Origin of the sequence: Methanolobus sp. ZRKC4, from assembly GCF_045291305.1 — an archaeon.
Lineage (GTDB): Archaea > Halobacteriota > Methanosarcinia > Methanosarcinales > Methanosarcinaceae > Methanolobus.
Genome location: NZ_CP146983.1, coordinates 1 through 14,698, shown reverse-complemented (window position 1 = coordinate 14,698; position 14,698 = coordinate 1). Strand labels below are relative to the sequence as shown.

The 14,698-nt window shown below is 42.0% G+C and carries 13 protein-coding genes, 1 tRNA gene and 1 pseudogene; 6 read left to right on the top strand and 9 right to left on the bottom strand.

The features are described 5' to 3' along the window. The 4 genes from V7O67_RS00075 to hdrC all read right to left on the bottom strand — a co-directional run bounded on the left by V7O67_RS00075 (position 1) and on the right by hdrC (position 2,082). Positions 1-453 carry an N-acetyltransferase gene (locus V7O67_RS00075; protein ID WP_406655585.1) on the bottom strand — a complete coding sequence of 151 codons (453 nt, stop codon included), beginning with the start codon at positions 451-453 and terminating at the stop codon, positions 1-3. 36 nt (positions 454-489) lie between these two features. Then, a tRNA-Arg gene (locus V7O67_RS00070) sits at positions 490-564 on the bottom strand. 97 nt (positions 565-661) lie between these two features. Further along, positions 662-1,558 carry a CoB--CoM heterodisulfide reductase subunit B gene (hdrB, locus tag V7O67_RS00065; RefSeq protein WP_406670429.1) on the bottom strand — a complete coding sequence of 299 codons (897 nt, stop codon included), beginning with the start codon at positions 1,556-1,558 and terminating at the stop codon, positions 662-664. Next, positions 1,555-2,082 (bottom strand): CoB--CoM heterodisulfide reductase subunit C, encoded by a 528-nt coding sequence (gene hdrC / locus V7O67_RS00060; protein WP_342304041.1) that lies wholly within the window; start codon positions 2,080-2,082, stop codon positions 1,555-1,557. Before hdrC ends, hdrB begins: the two co-directional genes overlap by 4 nt. Positions 2,083-2,445: 363 nt before the next feature. Here hdrC and glnA (V7O67_RS00055) point away from each other — a divergent pair, with 363 nt between their 5' ends. The 5 genes and pseudogenes from glnA (V7O67_RS00055) (at position 2,446) to V7O67_RS00035 (ending at position 8,317) form a co-directional block, all read left to right on the top strand. Next, the gene (gene glnA, locus V7O67_RS00055; protein ID WP_406655582.1) at positions 2,446-3,786 is read left to right on the top strand and encodes a type I glutamate--ammonia ligase; all 1,341 of its coding nucleotides are present in this window, start codon (positions 2,446-2,448) and stop codon (positions 3,784-3,786) included. Positions 3,787-3,984: 198 nt separating this feature from the next. Further along, positions 3,985-5,037 (top strand): glutamine amidotransferase family protein, encoded by a 1,053-nt coding sequence (locus V7O67_RS00050; RefSeq protein ID WP_406658265.1) that lies wholly within the window; start codon positions 3,985-3,987, stop codon positions 5,035-5,037. Further along, positions 5,034-6,542 carry a glutamate synthase-related protein gene (locus V7O67_RS00045; RefSeq protein WP_406655581.1) on the top strand — a complete coding sequence of 503 codons (1,509 nt, stop codon included), beginning with the start codon at positions 5,034-5,036 and terminating at the stop codon, positions 6,540-6,542. Before V7O67_RS00050 ends, V7O67_RS00045 begins: the two co-directional genes overlap by 4 nt. A gap of 2 nt (positions 6,543-6,544) precedes the next feature. Next, entirely contained in the window at positions 6,545-7,288 is a 744-nt protein-coding gene (locus tag V7O67_RS00040; RefSeq protein WP_406670427.1) for a hypothetical protein, read from the top strand. Continuing rightward, a pseudogene (locus V7O67_RS00035) lies at positions 7,279-8,317 on the top strand (Coenzyme F420 hydrogenase/dehydrogenase, beta subunit C-terminal domain). The gene V7O67_RS00040 and the pseudogene V7O67_RS00035 overlap by 10 nt, the downstream one beginning before the upstream one ends. Before the next feature lie 220 nt (positions 8,318-8,537). On the opposite strand, the gene V7O67_RS00030 reads toward V7O67_RS00035, so the two are convergent. The 5 genes from V7O67_RS00030 to V7O67_RS00010 form a co-directional block, all read right to left on the bottom strand. Next, the gene (locus tag V7O67_RS00030; RefSeq protein ID WP_342304048.1) at positions 8,538-9,041 is read right to left on the bottom strand and encodes a GNAT family N-acetyltransferase; all 504 of its coding nucleotides are present in this window, start codon (positions 9,039-9,041) and stop codon (positions 8,538-8,540) included. 3 nt (positions 9,042-9,044) lie between these two features. Beyond that, on the bottom strand, positions 9,045-10,373 hold the full coding sequence (gene glnA / locus V7O67_RS00025; protein WP_342304049.1) for a type I glutamate--ammonia ligase: 1,329 nt from the start codon (positions 10,371-10,373) through the stop codon (positions 9,045-9,047). Between the two features lie 157 nt (positions 10,374-10,530). Continuing rightward, positions 10,531-11,250 carry an NAD(P)-binding domain-containing protein gene (locus V7O67_RS00020; protein ID WP_342304050.1) on the bottom strand — a complete coding sequence of 240 codons (720 nt, stop codon included), beginning with the start codon at positions 11,248-11,250 and terminating at the stop codon, positions 10,531-10,533. Positions 11,251-11,511: 261 nt separating this feature from the next. Continuing rightward, complete coding sequence (locus tag V7O67_RS00015; protein WP_342304051.1) at positions 11,512-12,114, bottom strand: hypothetical protein; 603 nt, start codon at positions 12,112-12,114, stop codon at positions 11,512-11,514. Between the two features lie 103 nt (positions 12,115-12,217). Next, complete coding sequence (locus V7O67_RS00010; protein WP_342304052.1) at positions 12,218-13,021, bottom strand: hypothetical protein; 804 nt, start codon at positions 13,019-13,021, stop codon at positions 12,218-12,220. Between the two features lie 584 nt (positions 13,022-13,605). On the opposite strand from V7O67_RS00010, the gene V7O67_RS00005 reads away from it, so the two are divergent. Beyond that, complete coding sequence (locus tag V7O67_RS00005) at positions 13,606-14,511, top strand: hypothetical protein (protein WP_342304053.1); 906 nt, start codon at positions 13,606-13,608, stop codon at positions 14,509-14,511. Positions 14,512-14,698: the final 187 nt, after the last annotated feature.

Sequence of the window (14,698 nt, the reverse complement as noted above, 5' to 3'; positions counted from 1 at the left end):
TCAGATAGTTTTCATCATTGCGACTTCGTCACAATTAGGGAACTTGGGACATTTTATACATCCTGTCCAGACTTTGTGTGGAAGTAGCTGTTTGTCTATCTTTTCAAATCCCTGCTTCTCAAAAAAAGGAATTGCATAAGTCAGTGTGAATACATTTTTGATACCAAGGTCCCTTGCTTCTTCAAGGCAGGCCTTTATCAGATCTGTGCCGATTCCCTGTTCTCTGTACTCTTCCTTCACAGCAAAGGACATCACTTCAGCCATATGCTCCCAGCTAACCTGAAGAGCACAGCATCCCACGATTTCATCATCTATCTCACAAATATAAAAACTACGAGTGAATTCATACAACTCGCTCAAAGAGCGCTGAAGCATCATTTCCTGTTTTGCATAATGGTCTATGATGCTTTTGATTTCTGGTATATCACTGACAGTAGCCTTTCTGATTGTCAATTATCGTTCTCCGGTAGTTATATAAAAGAAAAATAGCGAGCGTGAAGGGATTTGAACCCCCGGCTTGCAGCTTAGGAGGCTGCCGCCATATCCTGACTAGGCCACACGCTCATAACGCGGTACACTGTAATAGCATTCAGTATCTTAAACTTATTGGTGAAATACATTTCCGATCTATATATTTCTACAACATGTGAGGAATGTATTTTTAAGATTCCATTCCTGCGTCCAGTAAATTCATAAACTTCTTGTTCTTCTCGATGTCTGTATCAATCCCGAGCATTTCCGGGGGGAATCCCAGAGCAAGTCCCAGAAGTTGAGTGTAATGAAGTACAGGTATGTTGTAATCTACTCCTGTTCTCTGTTTAATTTCATCCTGCCCGGCATCAAGCTGCATATGACAGAAAGGACATGCATTGACTATGCAATCTACTTCTGCTTCCTTGATTCTTGAGAGTTTGTGGTCAGCCATTTTCAGGGAATCATCCTTCAATGCAGAGCGTACCCCTCCGCCAGCTCCGCAGCATTCCATCTTGTCCGGGTAATCCACGCTTGTGGCTCCAAGTGCAGTGACCAGCTCGTCAAAGAATGTTGGTCTTTCAAAATTACCCAGTCCTCTGTCCTTTGTGGGTTTGATGAGGTGGCATCCATAGTGTACTGCGACCCGGATGTCCAGTTGTCTTTCAACATAAGAAGCAATCTTTTCAGGTCCGTATTCTTCATACAGGAATTCTATAATGTGCCGGACGTCAATGTTGCCTTTTACTTCCTTTCCGATTTTTTCCAGATGCTCGTTAACCTTTTCTTTTGCAGAGTCATCTTCTTTTATACTGTGGTTTGCATCTGCAAGAGTACTGAAGCATCCGTTGCAGATGGTGAGCATGTCTCTTTCCATTTGTTCTGACAGTACTATATTGCGGCTTGCAAGCGTCAGCCATGTTGTTCTGTCAAATGATCGGAACACCCCGGGAGCCGGACAGCAGGATGCACCGGGCAGATCTGTACAGTCAATGTCAAGCTTTGCAAGACATAGTTTTGTTGCCAGTTCGATTCCTGGGTAGCGGTTGGGTACAAGACATCCTAAAAAGAGTGATAGTCCTTTCATGTTTTATCTTCCGTTACTCCACTTTCAGTATGTTCTATGAGTTTTCCAAAACCACAGGATGCAAGCAGTGACTTCACTTCTTCAAGCCCGTCCACGTACTTGTGTACGGTCTCGGGAAGCTCTTCCAGTCCGAGATTCACCCTTTTTTTCCTGTTCTTTTCATTAATGGGTACTGCATGTCCATATTCGAGCAACATTTCGCAGACCGCCCTATGTTCGGGATGTATGAATCCCTGATGCACGGAAATAGCCCTGATGTCCAGTAGTATATCTACAATATTTATATTCCTTGGACATCTTTCCTGGCAATTGTAACATGTGGTGCACATCCAGAGTTCTTCACTGCTGAGAATGTCGGTCGTCTTGCCTGCAATCCTTACAAGTTTCCTTATATTCAGGGTTGTATGTCTTCCAGAGGGGCAGCTGGCACTGCAGACTCCACATTGCATGCATTTGGATGCATCAATGGATGTATTTTTCAGTTCATCCAAAATTCCAGTTTCAACCTCTTTTATGTCTTTCATATCCCATCTCGCTTATCTTAAAATCAATATTTTTGCAAGAATAATAAACCTTCCGTAAGTATCCCTGTAAGGTTGCGGCAACCTCAGACATAGACATCCTTTTTCCTTTGTTTTAACTTTTTGCAGAGAATGGAATTTTGATATGAAACTGGTTTTGTACTATCTCTAAAAATGTTGATTTATTTTTCAGAATCCTGTTTTTTGTTATTTTGTATCATTTTAGAGGCAAGTTTTAATTATTGTAAGGTTTTGTTTTTATTTAGTAAGTGGTCAGTTTTATTCTTCCAATTATGCAAAGATATATATAGGTGGGGATAGGTAATGGGTTACTTATAACCTCTAGTGAATAAAGGAGTAATCAAAATGGTAAAAGCAAATCCAGTAACAAAGGAAGACGTGTTACAGGCTGTAACCGAGTGTGATGTTAAGTTTATAAGAACCCAATTCACCGATACCCTCGGCATGATAAAAAGCTGGGCAATCCCTGCAGAAGATCTTGAGGGTGCATTTGAAGACGGTGTAATGTTCGATGGTTCATCAATCGAAGGATTCACGAGGATCGAAGAATCCGACATGATTCTCAAACCGGACCCAACTACCTTCAGAGTACTCCCATGGAGACCAAAGGAAGGTGCAGTTGCACGTATTATTGGTGATGTATACAGGCCTAACTGTAAGCCATTCGAAGGCGACCCAAGATATGTCCTGAAGAAGGCTATAGCAAAAGCAGCAGAAATGGGATTCACAATGAACACAGGTCCCGAACTTGAGTTCTTCCTTTTCGAACTAGATGAGAAAGGCCATCCGACAACAAACCTCACAGACAAAGGGGGATATTTTGATTTTGCACCTCTTGACAAGGCACAGGATGTCAGAAGGGCTATCGACTTTGCTCTTGAGGAGATGGGTTTCAAACTGGAAGCTTCCCACCACGAGGTTGCTCCGTCACAACACGAAATCAACTTTAGATTCGGTGATGTTCTCACCACATGTGACAACATTGTGACATTCAAGTACGTTGTAAAGTCCATAGCAGCACACATGGGCTATTATGCAACATTCATGCCAAAGCCACTCTTCGGTGTAAACGGTTCAGGAATGCACTCCAACCAGTCACTCATGAGTAATGGGGAGAATGCATTCTACGATGAAAGCACCCCGGACCAGCTCTCAACAACTGCAAAACAGTACATTGCAGGTATCCTTGCACATATCCGTGAGTTTGCTGCAATCACAAACTCAACTGTCAACTCATACAAGAGGCTTGTTCCGGGATACGAGGCACCTATCTACTGTACCTGGTCCGCATCCAACCGCAGTTCCCTTATCAGGATCCCTGCATCAAGAGGTCTTGGTACAAGGGTAGAACTAAGATGTCCTGACCCGGCATGTAACCCATATCTTGCATTTGCAGCAATGCTCAGTTCAGGTCTTGACGGTATCCAGAATGAGATGGAAGCACCAGCACCTACTAATGTCAACATCTTCAACCTTACTGAAGAAGACAGGGCAGAAAGAGGTATTGAGTCTCTTCCAGGCAACCTTAAGGAGGCAATCGATCTCATGGCGGGTAGTGAGTTCATTAAGGAAGTAGTTGGAGATCACGTATTCGAAAACTATCTCAAAGCAAAGAATGCCCAGTGGGATGACTACAAGGCTCAGGTCCACCAGTGGGAGCTTGATACCTACCTTAGTACATTGTAAGGAGAAATTCCTTACTCCCAATTTATGAAAAATTCAATATATTAAATTGTATCTTTAGCCGGCAGTATTTTCCGGCTGCTAAAACGTGAATTAAGTTGTTCATGAAATTCGGGCTTTCCCTTTGTGAATTTTTGCATGGTTAAATTCATACCGGGTATATATCATGGCCCCCAGAATAAAATACTTATAGTGATCAACATGTGCGGAATTATAGGCGTAATCGATCGGAACATGGGCAGAATGGATGGCTCCAGCATTAAAAAGGCCCTTAGTCTGATGGATGAAAGAGGAAGTGGAGAAGGAGCCGGATATGTAGCCTATGGCATATATCCCGACTATGCAGATTGCTACGCTATCCACGTATTTTTTGATAATCTGCTTGAACCGAAGTCCCAGGTGGACAATATTCTGCAAAAATGGGGCAGAATAGTCCATCAGGAAGAGATCCCGACATATGAACAGCCGGATCTCAAAAGAGAACATATTCCCTGGAGATATTTTTTCAAACCTTATACTGATCTGATGGTGGGTACCACAGACCCTGATGATGATAACGTAAACCATCTCGTGATGACCATAAATTCAACTGTGGAAGGTGCTCTGGTCTTTTCATCCGGGATGAATCTTGGAGTCTTCAAGGCTTCAGGATGGCCTGAGGATGTGGCTAACTTCTACAGGATAGAGGACTACAAGGGCTACATCTGGCTTGCACACAACCGTTATCCTACCAATACATCCGGATGGTGGGGTGGAGCTCACCCGTTCAACCTGCTTGACTGGTCGGTTGTCCACAACGGTGAGATCACATCCTATGGTACTAACCGCCGCTATGTGGAAAGCAACGGTTACAAGTGTACGATGCTGACTGATACGGAAGTTGTGGCTTACCTTTTCGACCTTATCGGAAGAAGGCACGGTCTTCCTTCTGAGATGGTGGTTGAAGCTCTTGCTCCTCCTTTCTGGGATGAGATCGACGAGATGCCCGAGAAGAAGGAAGAATTCATGCGCACACTACGCCTTACATATGGCCCTGCACTGATGAATGGTCCCTTTGCAATAATTGTTGCCACAAAGGACGGAATTGTCGGTTTCACTGACAGGATAAAGCTGCGTCCGCTTATCGTAGGAGAGAACGGCTCACGCCTTTACATCTCCAGTGAAGAGGCAGCAATTCGTATAATGGACCCGGATGTGGAATCAATATACATGCCAAGAGCTGGTGAACCGGTTATCGGGAGGGTTTCACAATGAGTCTCGGAAGTGTTCCTCTCAAGTACAAGATAAGCATTGACCGTGACCAGTGTATGAAGTGTATGCGTTGTGTCGATAACTGCTCCTATGGTGTTTACCGGATTGAAGAAGACAAGATCATCATTGACTCCAGAAAGTGTACTGCATGCCACCGCTGTATCTCTATGTGTCCAAGGGACGCTATTATGCTTCAGGAAAGGCCAGTGGATTATCGCAGCCATCCACTCTGGACAGTAGAGGCACGTGAAGATGTCATTAACCAGGCACGTTCCGGAAAGATCATCCTGGCTGGAATGGGTAATGCGATTGATTATCCCATCATATTTGACAGGCTAGTACTGGATGCATGTCAGGTTACCAATCCAAGTATCGATCCTCTCAGGGAGCCAATGGAGCTGAGGACTTACATTGGAAAGAAACCTGCAAAACTCGAATTTACAAAAAACAATGGTGATATCGATCTTAAGACGAAGCTGACTCCCAACCTTAAGCTTGACACCCCGATTATGATCGGCCACATGAGTTATGGTGCCATTAGCCTTAACGCACAACTCAGTCTTGCAAAGGCAGTTGCAAAGACCGGAACTTTCATGGGAACCGGTGAGGGAGGAATGCATGAAGCAATCTATCCTTATCAGGACCATACGATTGTGCAGATCGCATCAGGACGTTTTGGTGTTGACATTAACTACCTTGAGCGTGGTGCGGCAATTGAGATTAAAGTAGGTCAGGGTGCAAAACCCGGAATAGGTGGTCACCTTCCGGGAGAGAAAGTATGTGACGATGTGTCCTGTACCCGTATGATTCCATTGGGTTCGGATGCTATCAGTCCTGCACCTCATCATGATATTTACAGTATAGAAGACCTTGCCCAGCTTGTGCGCAGTCTCAAGGAAGCGACAAATTGGGAGAAACCGGTCTTCGTGAAAATCGCCGCAGTGCATAACGTAGCCGCGATTGCCGCAGGTATCGCAAGATCATCGGCTGATGCTGTGGTAATTGACGGATTCCGTGGCGGTACTGGTGCGGCACCAAAGGTATTCAGGGACAATGTAGGTATTCCTATTGAAGCCGCTATTGCCGCAGTTGACCAGAAGCTCAACGACCAGGGAATCAGGAATGAGGTCTCTATCATAGCCAGTGGAGGTATCCGCAATAGTGGTGATCTGGCAAAGTCAATAGCACTCGGTGCCGATGCAGTCTATATTGGAACTGCATCGCTCATAGCACTGGGATGTCGCGTGTGTGGAAACTGTTATCGTGGGCTCTGTCCGTGGGGAATTGCTACCCAGAAGCCTGAACTTGTCGAGCGTATCGATCCTGAGACTGGCTCTGAACATGTTGCAAACCTCATCCACGCCTGGACGCTTGAACTGAGTGAACTTATGGGTGCTGCGGGTCTTAACAGCATTGAAAGTCTTCGCGGTAACCGTGAACGTCTGCGTGGCTACATGCTTGATGAAGGTCTGCTTGATGTGCTCAAAGTAGAATCCGTGGGGGCCTGATGATGGCGGAACCTTTAGTAATTGATGTAAAAGGTATGCATTACACTCCACTGAACAGGAAAATTCGTGAAGTAGTAGCTTCAGGTACAAAGGAGATAGTGCTCAATAACGTTCTGGGACAGCGTTTCATAGGTAACGGATTAAGAGGGGATGCGAAGATAACTATCAACGGAGTTCCCGGAGGAGACCTCGGAATGTTCATGAGTGGTCCGGAATTCGAGATTTTCGGCGATGCTGAACATGCTCCCGGCAATACAATGGATAGCGGAGCTTTGATCATTCACGGAAGTGCGGGTGATGCGGTGGCACACAGTATGCGTGGAGGAAAAGTTTTCGTAAAAGGAAATATCGGCTATCGTGGTGGCATTCACATGAAGGAGTATGAAGACAAGCGTCCCATACTTGCAGTAGGTGGTACATCCCACGCATTCCTCGGGGAATATATGGCTGGTGGTCTCATCCTTGTGCTTGGCATTGGTCAGGAACCAGCGGTCCTGGATCGTGGAATAGGAAGTGGCATACACGGTGGAGAGATTGTGATCAGAGGTGATGTCAGCGATAAACTGCTGGGTGTCGGAGCCATGAAAGTTAAATTTACTGAAGAAGACTTGGAAAGGTTAACTCCTGTAATTAAAGAATTCTGTGAAAAGTTTGGCATAGATGCTTCCGATTTCCTGGATACGAATTATTCAAGAATAATTCCTGCTAGCAGCAGGCCCTTTGCAGGTAAATACACATGGGAGTGATCAAAATGGCAGGTAAAAATTATCTAGATCTTAAGGCAGAAGTCTGGGATACCGGAAAGTGCGCAGCATGTGGTGCCTGCGTTGCTGTATGCCCGGCTGATGCTATATACTTTAAAACCGGTGAAGAATCAACCCGTCCTTTCAACAGTGGATATTGTAAGGATGTGAATGACGATGTACCCTGCGGTGCATGTTATGAAGTGTGTCCCAGACTCGATAGACAACCTTCTGAGGTCCTTGGCAATTATCTCGATATAGTGTCAGCAAAGGCATCATTTGAGATACCGGGAAAACAGAGTGGTGGTGCAGTCACGGCAATTCTTTCAAACGCATTGGAGCAGGGAATGATAGATGCGGTTGTAACTGTCGTGGAAGACCCATGGAGCCGGAAACCTTCCTCAGCAGTAATAACATCAGAAGAGGCACTTATACACCATGCGGGAAGCCGCTACAACTGGTGGGTACCTCTGGTAGCTTCTCTTAAAGAAGCGGTCATCGCTCGTAAGTACACTAACATAGCAGTTGTTGGTGTTCCATGTGTCATGCAGGCTGTAAGTAAGATGAGAAGCAGTGAAATGGATCTTTTACGTCCCTTCAGGAAATATATTCGTCTTGTTGTGGGTCTATTCTGTACGGAAACTTTTGACTATGAGAAGCTTGTACAGGACAAGCTGATCTCGGAGAAGCATATCGATCCCTTGGACATCATCCATTTCGATGTGAAAGGGCAAGCTTGAGATCACACTGAAGGACGGAAGCATGACGGTCATCTCACTGAAAGATGTTGAGGATTGTGTGCGTCCCGGATGCCATATATGCACAGATCTCACAGCACTGGCTGCTGACATATCAGCAGGTTCCATTGGCAGTGCCAAAGGTTACACAACCCTGATAATACGCAATCCGGTTGGCAAGCAATTTGTTGACAATGCAGTAAGAAAGGGTAAACTTTCACTTGCAAATGATGTAAATCTGGAATCCATTGAAAAGCTTTCTGCAAAGAAAATTGAGAGGATGCCAGAGGAGTAATCTGAAAAGAAATCACATTTATGGGCACGATACCTATACACTTCCTCTATTCTTCCTAACCATGCGATAGGTATCGTGTCCGGACTTTTTTCAACCAATGCGATCAAAATCTTTGAGGATGAAATATCCTGCAAAGCTTCACGCAATGATAGTAATTTTTCAGGAAAAGACAATGTTATCGAGAATCTTATCGTATATTATTGTTTTGGATAATGTGATCCTATATTTTCTTCTTGTAATATATTGTATCTATTCCTTTTCCCCTGTCATTGAGAATGACTGAATATGCACAATATCCAATATTTTCATAGAATTTCATCGCAGCTGGATTACTTGACCAGGTGCAAAGATATATCTTTTTGATACCCTGTTTCGTCAGAATCTCTTCCAGTCTCAGGCAGAGAGCTTTGCTAATTCCATAGTTTCTGTGGTCTGGATGTGTTGCAAGAAAATTGATGTAAGCACTGTCGTTACCTTTCCAGTTCCTTGTGCAACCCAGCATCCCTACAAATCCGTTAAGAGTGTCATATGGATCTCTTTCTTCTAATCTGGCAACAAGGAAATTTGCTTCAGGCGTGTCCAGATTTCCATCTACTCTTTCAGGAATACCACCTCCCCTTTTACTCAGGGGAGGGTAAAAATCATTATCTACAAGTTCAATGAACCTTTTGACCTGCAGATAATCCGCTTTTCTTGATTCCTTAATAGAATATGCCCGATTCATGCTTCAGATAGTATTCAGGTAACGCTGTACTTCCCAGTCGTGGACCTGTGTTCTGTATGCATCCCATTCTGCTCTTGCAATTCTCAGTATATTATTGTGGACGTGTTCTCCAAGAGCGTCTTTAAGGACTTCATCATTTTCAAGATGATTGACACTTTCATTAATGGTTGATGGCAGTGTTTCAATTCCTCTCTCGGCAAGTTCCTTTACTGTAAGGTCAAAGACATTGTTTTCCATCATTCTTCCCGGGTCCATCTGATTCTTTATCCCGTCCAGGCCGGCAGCAAGGATAGCTGCAAACGTCAGGTATGGGTTACATGATGGGTCCGGACTTCTGAGCTCTACCCTTGTGCTCTTTCCTCTGGCAGAAGGTATGCGTATGAGTGAGCTTCGGTTTGCACCTGACCATGTGATATATACAGGTGCCTCATATCCGGGGATGAGTCTCTTGTATGAGTTTACAAGTGGGTTTGCAATGCAGGTTATGGCTTTGACGTGTTTCAGGACACCTGCGATGAAATATTTTGAGGCGTCACTGATCTCCATTTCACCTTTAGGGTCATAAAATGCATTTTCGTCTCCCTTGGATAGTGAAAGATTCACATGCATACCTGATCCATTCTCAACAGCAATGGGCTTTGGCATGAAAGTTGCATGCAGTCCGTGCAGTTTTGCAATGGTTCTTGTAACATACTTGAATGTCATTACATTGTCAGCTGTTGTCAGTGCATTACCGTATTTAAAATCTATTTCATGCTGTCCAAAAGCGACCTCGTGATGTGATGCCTCTATATCGAAGTTAAGTTCAGTGAGGGTCAGGACTATATCTCTTCTGATATCCTCGCCAATGTCAGTAGGTGCAAACTCAAAATATCTTCCATAATCATGGGGTATTGTAGTTGCCTTTCCTTCTTTCTTTTCGAAAAGGAAAAACTCAAGTTCAGGGCCTACATTCAGGGTATATCCCATATCTCCAGCTTCTTTCATGACCTTTTTAAGGACATAACGAGGGTCAGCTTCGAACTCTTCTCCGTTTGGCAGGTGAATATCGCATATAATTCTTGCAACCACACCTTTATCCTTGTTCCATGGAAGGATAGCAAAGGTCTTGATATCCGGTTTTAGCACCATGTCCGATTCATCGATCCTTACAAAACCTTCTATAGATGATCCATCAAAGGATATTCCTATGGTCAAAGCCTTTTCGATCTGCGTCACAGGGATCTCAACATCCTTAACTACTCCCTGAATATCCGTAAACTGCAAACGTATGAACTTTACGTTGTTCGTCTCGATGGCTTTGATAACGTCTTCCTTATTTTCAATTATCATTAAATCGCCTGCTATTCTTCCTCTATATTCTGCACATGCAATGCAAAATTATTTCTGGTTATCTAACTCCATGCAATTATAGATTGCCATGAAAGTGACATTTAAAGTTCAAAAATAATAAGATAAATAAAAAAAAGTAAGAAAGCAGGTGCAAAATTCAAACGAATTTCAGACTGATATCCTTCATTTCATTCCTTGCTGCAACATTGATCAACAAAGGTGTTAGGGATTCGATCATTCCTGCAGTTTCAAGTGGTCCAATGTCAAGAGGTCTCATGTTGGATATATCCCTTACAAGATCGAATACTATATTTTTTGAATGCATGGAATTTCCGCAAACACCGATGTCATAGTCAAGTTCCATCTCAAGGTTTGCCAGTTTCTTTGCAGGTACAGTATGGAATGCAGCTACAAGTTCTGTATTATCGGGTAGCATCATTTGTATTTCCTGGGCAGCGCTTCCAGCTTCAGGCATTGAAAAACAGAAGTATTCTGTATTGAAATCATCACTATTTATTGGAACTGTCAGGTGTTCAGCACCGGAATCTATGTAGCACATGTTCTTTTCCATTGGAACGACTACACTGACAATTATCTTGTTCTCTATGACCGGGTGTATCAGTTCCATTACAGGCTTAAGCTGATTGTATCTGATGGCAACGACGATTATCTCTGCATTTTCGGCAGCTGTTTTGTTATCAGTACCTGTTATGTGTGCAGTGTGGCCGAACTTGCCAAGTACTTCATTATATTCTGCAGCGACTGCTTCGGCTTTTTCTATTTCCCTGGAGCCTATGATTATTTCGTGTTTCTGGCCCCAACGAAGCGCAAAGCCCTTGCCTATTTTGCCTGTGCCTCCAAGTATTGCGATCTTCATGAAGTTTCTCCTGCTTTGGTCGGAAATGTAATCATATTTTATTATTTGTTAACGTTTTTAGTATCCTCATAAAGGGATTATTTGACTGTGTTAATCATTGTCATGGTATATATATTAATTCCTCATTTACTATAATCACCGACAGTATTTATCTGCTACTAATGCCGACAGTAAAAATAAGCAAAAAAAGAGTGACCTGATATTGGATAATCCATTGTTCCATTCAGGTAAATATAGGGGGATAATGCAAGAATAAATAGCTTAAAAGAATCCTTTGATCATATTGATAAGACTGCTTAGCAACCCGGTGCTTTCTTTTGATACTCCTTCGTTGCTGACTTCATCAGTTGGGGCATTACCATTATCTGTTTTATCTATTGTTTTTTCCTCACCCATACTTCCATTTCCTGGGAAGTCACCCTCGAAAGATTCTGTATTCGCAGTGTCTCTCTCTGGTCTTTCACCATCCATGGCGACCTGACCTTCTCTTTCCATCGGGTTGTTTTGCATCAATGTCTCACGCAGTTCTTCAGGTGCTTCTTCAATTGAGCTCCTGAGTTCATTCATAATCTCCACAATTGCCGCTTGATCATCAGTAGTCTCAAGTTCCGTTTTCAGTGATTCCATCTGCTCGAGCAGACTAGCAACAGAATCCAGAAGTTCTTCATCGTCACTCTCTGACTGGAGGCTGGTAAGTGAATCAATGTTACTATCTATCATTTCCATATTCATTTCTTTCATCTGTTCAGCATTTATCTCTGGCATTCCCATGCTTTCCTCATCTTGCATGGCATATACTCCTGGTATTGAAGTGCTGAAGAGTATCATCATTAAAGCAAATGTAATCGTGATCTTTCTCATCATAATAAAACTCCTTATAAGTTGGTAAATTAAATTTTTGTGAGATAGGAGATGTCCTATCTCATAGTTGGTGGTACTAATTATTTCACGGTCGATCGATTTGGTCCTATTCTGCGGTTACTTTTTCCTTAAAACCAGGGTTCATAGGTCCGTATTCTCTTCCGTGTCCACATGCTTGTGGATTGTTATCTCTTGCTTCTTCCATTATCTCCTTTAGTTCATCCAGTGTTGTTGCACTTTCGATGTCTTCCAGGAGTGCTTCCATTTCAGTTATGTGCTCTTCAATTGACTCTTCAGTGATGTTTTCATTGTCTATTTCATCAATGTTTTCGAGCATTTCGTTCAATCTTTCAATTCTATCGTTGATTGATTCTGTCTGCTTCTCTACATGGAATTCTATCTCTTCTTCTTCGGTTTCAAACTCCATTTCTTCGATTTGTGTTTTTTCACCCATCATTCCATGCTTTTCCATCATCATGGTTTTTCTTGCTTCTTCCATGGTCTCTTTGAGTTCGTCCAGTGTTGTTGCACTTTCGATGTCTTCAAGAAGTGCTTCCAGTTCAGCGATTTGCTCTTCAATTGATTCCTCAGTGATGTCCTCGTTATCTATCTCATCAATGTTTTCGAGCATTTCGTTCAATCTTTCAATTCTGTTATTGATCGATTCTGTCTGCTTTTCTACATGGAATTCCAATTCTTCTTCTTCAGTATCAAAGACGAGTGCTTCCATGGGTTCCTCTTCATTCATCTCAGGATTTCCACGTGGTGAGTGCATCATCTTATGATCTTTCAATTCTTTTGTTTCTTCAGCGGTTCCTGTTTCATCAGCAAAGGCGCCTGGTGCCATAGCACTAAACACCATAAGTACTAATGAAAGACAGGCAATTGCTTTTATGAATCTGTGTTTCATTTTTTTCCTCCTTTATTATGTCTGTCAGATTCAGTGCCGGATAATTAGCAGTGCTTTTCTGACATTCCCATGATTAGCAGACTTGAATATAAGTATACTTAGCGAAAAAACGTGTAATTAGGCCTTTAAATTCAAAAATAAAGCTTTAATAAAGGTTTAGGGTCATGCACAAACTTTAAAAAACTCTAATGAACAATTATGCTTCTTCAGAATTATTCCATGCCATGAAATTCTCAGGTATTTGTGAATCAAGGTTCAATTCCAATTCTATTATGGCATTATTCTTACATATTCATAATTATACAGTTAAATCAGCAAAAAACTCTTATGGTGAGCAATTTGCCTGTTTATACCAAAAATATGTTATTATTTAACAATCCATGCTGTGAAAAAGCTTCATAAAGAGTAAGATACTAATAAATTACTTTGTTTTTTTCAAAACATATCTTCCAGCTAAAGTATGTTTATATTTAAATCTTTCTTTTTTGTGTAATATGAGAAAAACGTTAAGATTTATTGCAATCTGTTTATTCATATTGATAAATAGAATTATATGGAAGCGTTTGAGTAAGGTGTAATATCCAATGAAAAAGCTGCCACTTACAATGATAATATTCCTTATATCTATCGTATTGATATCTGGTTTTATTGAATCAGAACGTTTCTCTGATATTCGTGAGGATCACCGTGGTTTATCGTCCTCACATCCTGCTTTTATCAACGAAGAACTCTTAGATGAAAGATTTCTTATCGAGTCTGATAATCGCAAACCTCCAAGAGATGAAGGTATTATTTTTGCAGATAATATTAAAAAATCAGATGGAATGGTAGAACGTCTCGAGGGTGCAATTCTTGATTTGAAAGAAAAAGGGAATGATGTTCGGGAACTTGAACAAATGGTTGAGAATTACTCTTTTCTAGTGTCCGAGGCAAAAAACAATCTTTCAAAGGCTGATGCTTCTTCCTCACTTTTAGATAAGCAAACATATCTCGCTTTGTCAAAAGATAATATAATTCTTGCAAATTCGGAGCTAAAGGACATTTTCGATAAGATGCAAACATATTTTCCCAAACCTGTCAGTATAGCCGGGAATGATAGTCTGACTGCTCAGGGAAGTGGTATCATCATTTTGTCAGGTGACCTTAACATTGAACTTAGTCTGTATATGGGTAAGTTTTCAGTAGTTGATTTTGCAGGAGACCTGAATATTGATACAGAAGGCATGTACAGCCCTGAAATAATCACAGAGAAAGTAATTCCATCCAATGATTCCAAATTTCCACAAACGATGCTTTCCTATAGGGATATAGAAGGCAATGTAAATCTGTCCGGTTCAGTGCTTACTGTGGTTATTATGGGTGATAATGCAAGTCTTTTTGTAAAAGGAAATGGAGAAGCTGAATTATACGGTAACGGAACCTATTATCTTAGCAATGGAAACGTGGAGCGGGAAGGTACCTGGTCCTCCTCGATATTTGATATTGACTAAAACAATACTGTTAACGTCTTAATGTGGTATGAGGAGTTATTTCAAAATAAATCGTAACTATTCAGCCTGGCACGATTTGCCTATTGGTACTGATTTCATCGAAATAGAGATGTCTGCTCACTAACAATCTAACAATCAAAAAAGCAATCAATAGCAACAATCAAAATAAATGATCCTAATGAAATTT

Excerpts from the sequence above, each read along its gene's own strand:
- V7O67_RS00030 (WP_342304048.1), bottom strand. The coding sequence starts at position 9,041 with ATGAATCGGGCATATTCTATTAAGGAATCAAGAAAAGCGGATTATCTG.
- V7O67_RS00015 (WP_342304051.1), bottom strand. The coding sequence starts at position 12,114 with ATGATGAGAAAGATCACGATTACATTTGCTTTAATGATGATACTCTTC.
- glnA (WP_342304049.1), bottom strand. The coding sequence starts at position 10,373 with ATGATAATTGAAAATAAGGAAGACGTTATCAAAGCCATCGAGACGAAC.
- V7O67_RS00050 (WP_406658265.1), top strand. The coding sequence starts at position 3,985 with ATGTGCGGAATTATAGGCGTAATCGATCGGAACATGGGCAGAATGGAT.
- V7O67_RS00005 (WP_342304053.1), top strand. The coding sequence starts at position 13,606 with ATGAAAAAGCTGCCACTTACAATGATAATATTCCTTATATCTATCGTA.
- hdrC (WP_342304041.1), bottom strand. The coding sequence starts at position 2,082 with ATGAAAGACATAAAAGAGGTTGAAACTGGAATTTTGGATGAACTGAAA.
- hdrB (WP_406670429.1), bottom strand. The coding sequence starts at position 1,558 with ATGAAAGGACTATCACTCTTTTTAGGATGTCTTGTACCCAACCGCTAC.
- V7O67_RS00010 (WP_342304052.1), bottom strand. The coding sequence starts at position 13,021 with ATGAAACACAGATTCATAAAAGCAATTGCCTGTCTTTCATTAGTACTT.
- V7O67_RS00045 (WP_406655581.1), top strand. The coding sequence starts at position 5,034 with ATGAGTCTCGGAAGTGTTCCTCTCAAGTACAAGATAAGCATTGACCGT.
- glnA (WP_406655582.1), top strand. The coding sequence starts at position 2,446 with ATGGTAAAAGCAAATCCAGTAACAAAGGAAGACGTGTTACAGGCTGTA.
- V7O67_RS00040 (WP_406670427.1), top strand. The coding sequence starts at position 6,545 with ATGGCGGAACCTTTAGTAATTGATGTAAAAGGTATGCATTACACTCCA.
- V7O67_RS00020 (WP_342304050.1), bottom strand. The coding sequence starts at position 11,250 with ATGAAGATCGCAATACTTGGAGGCACAGGCAAAATAGGCAAGGGCTTT.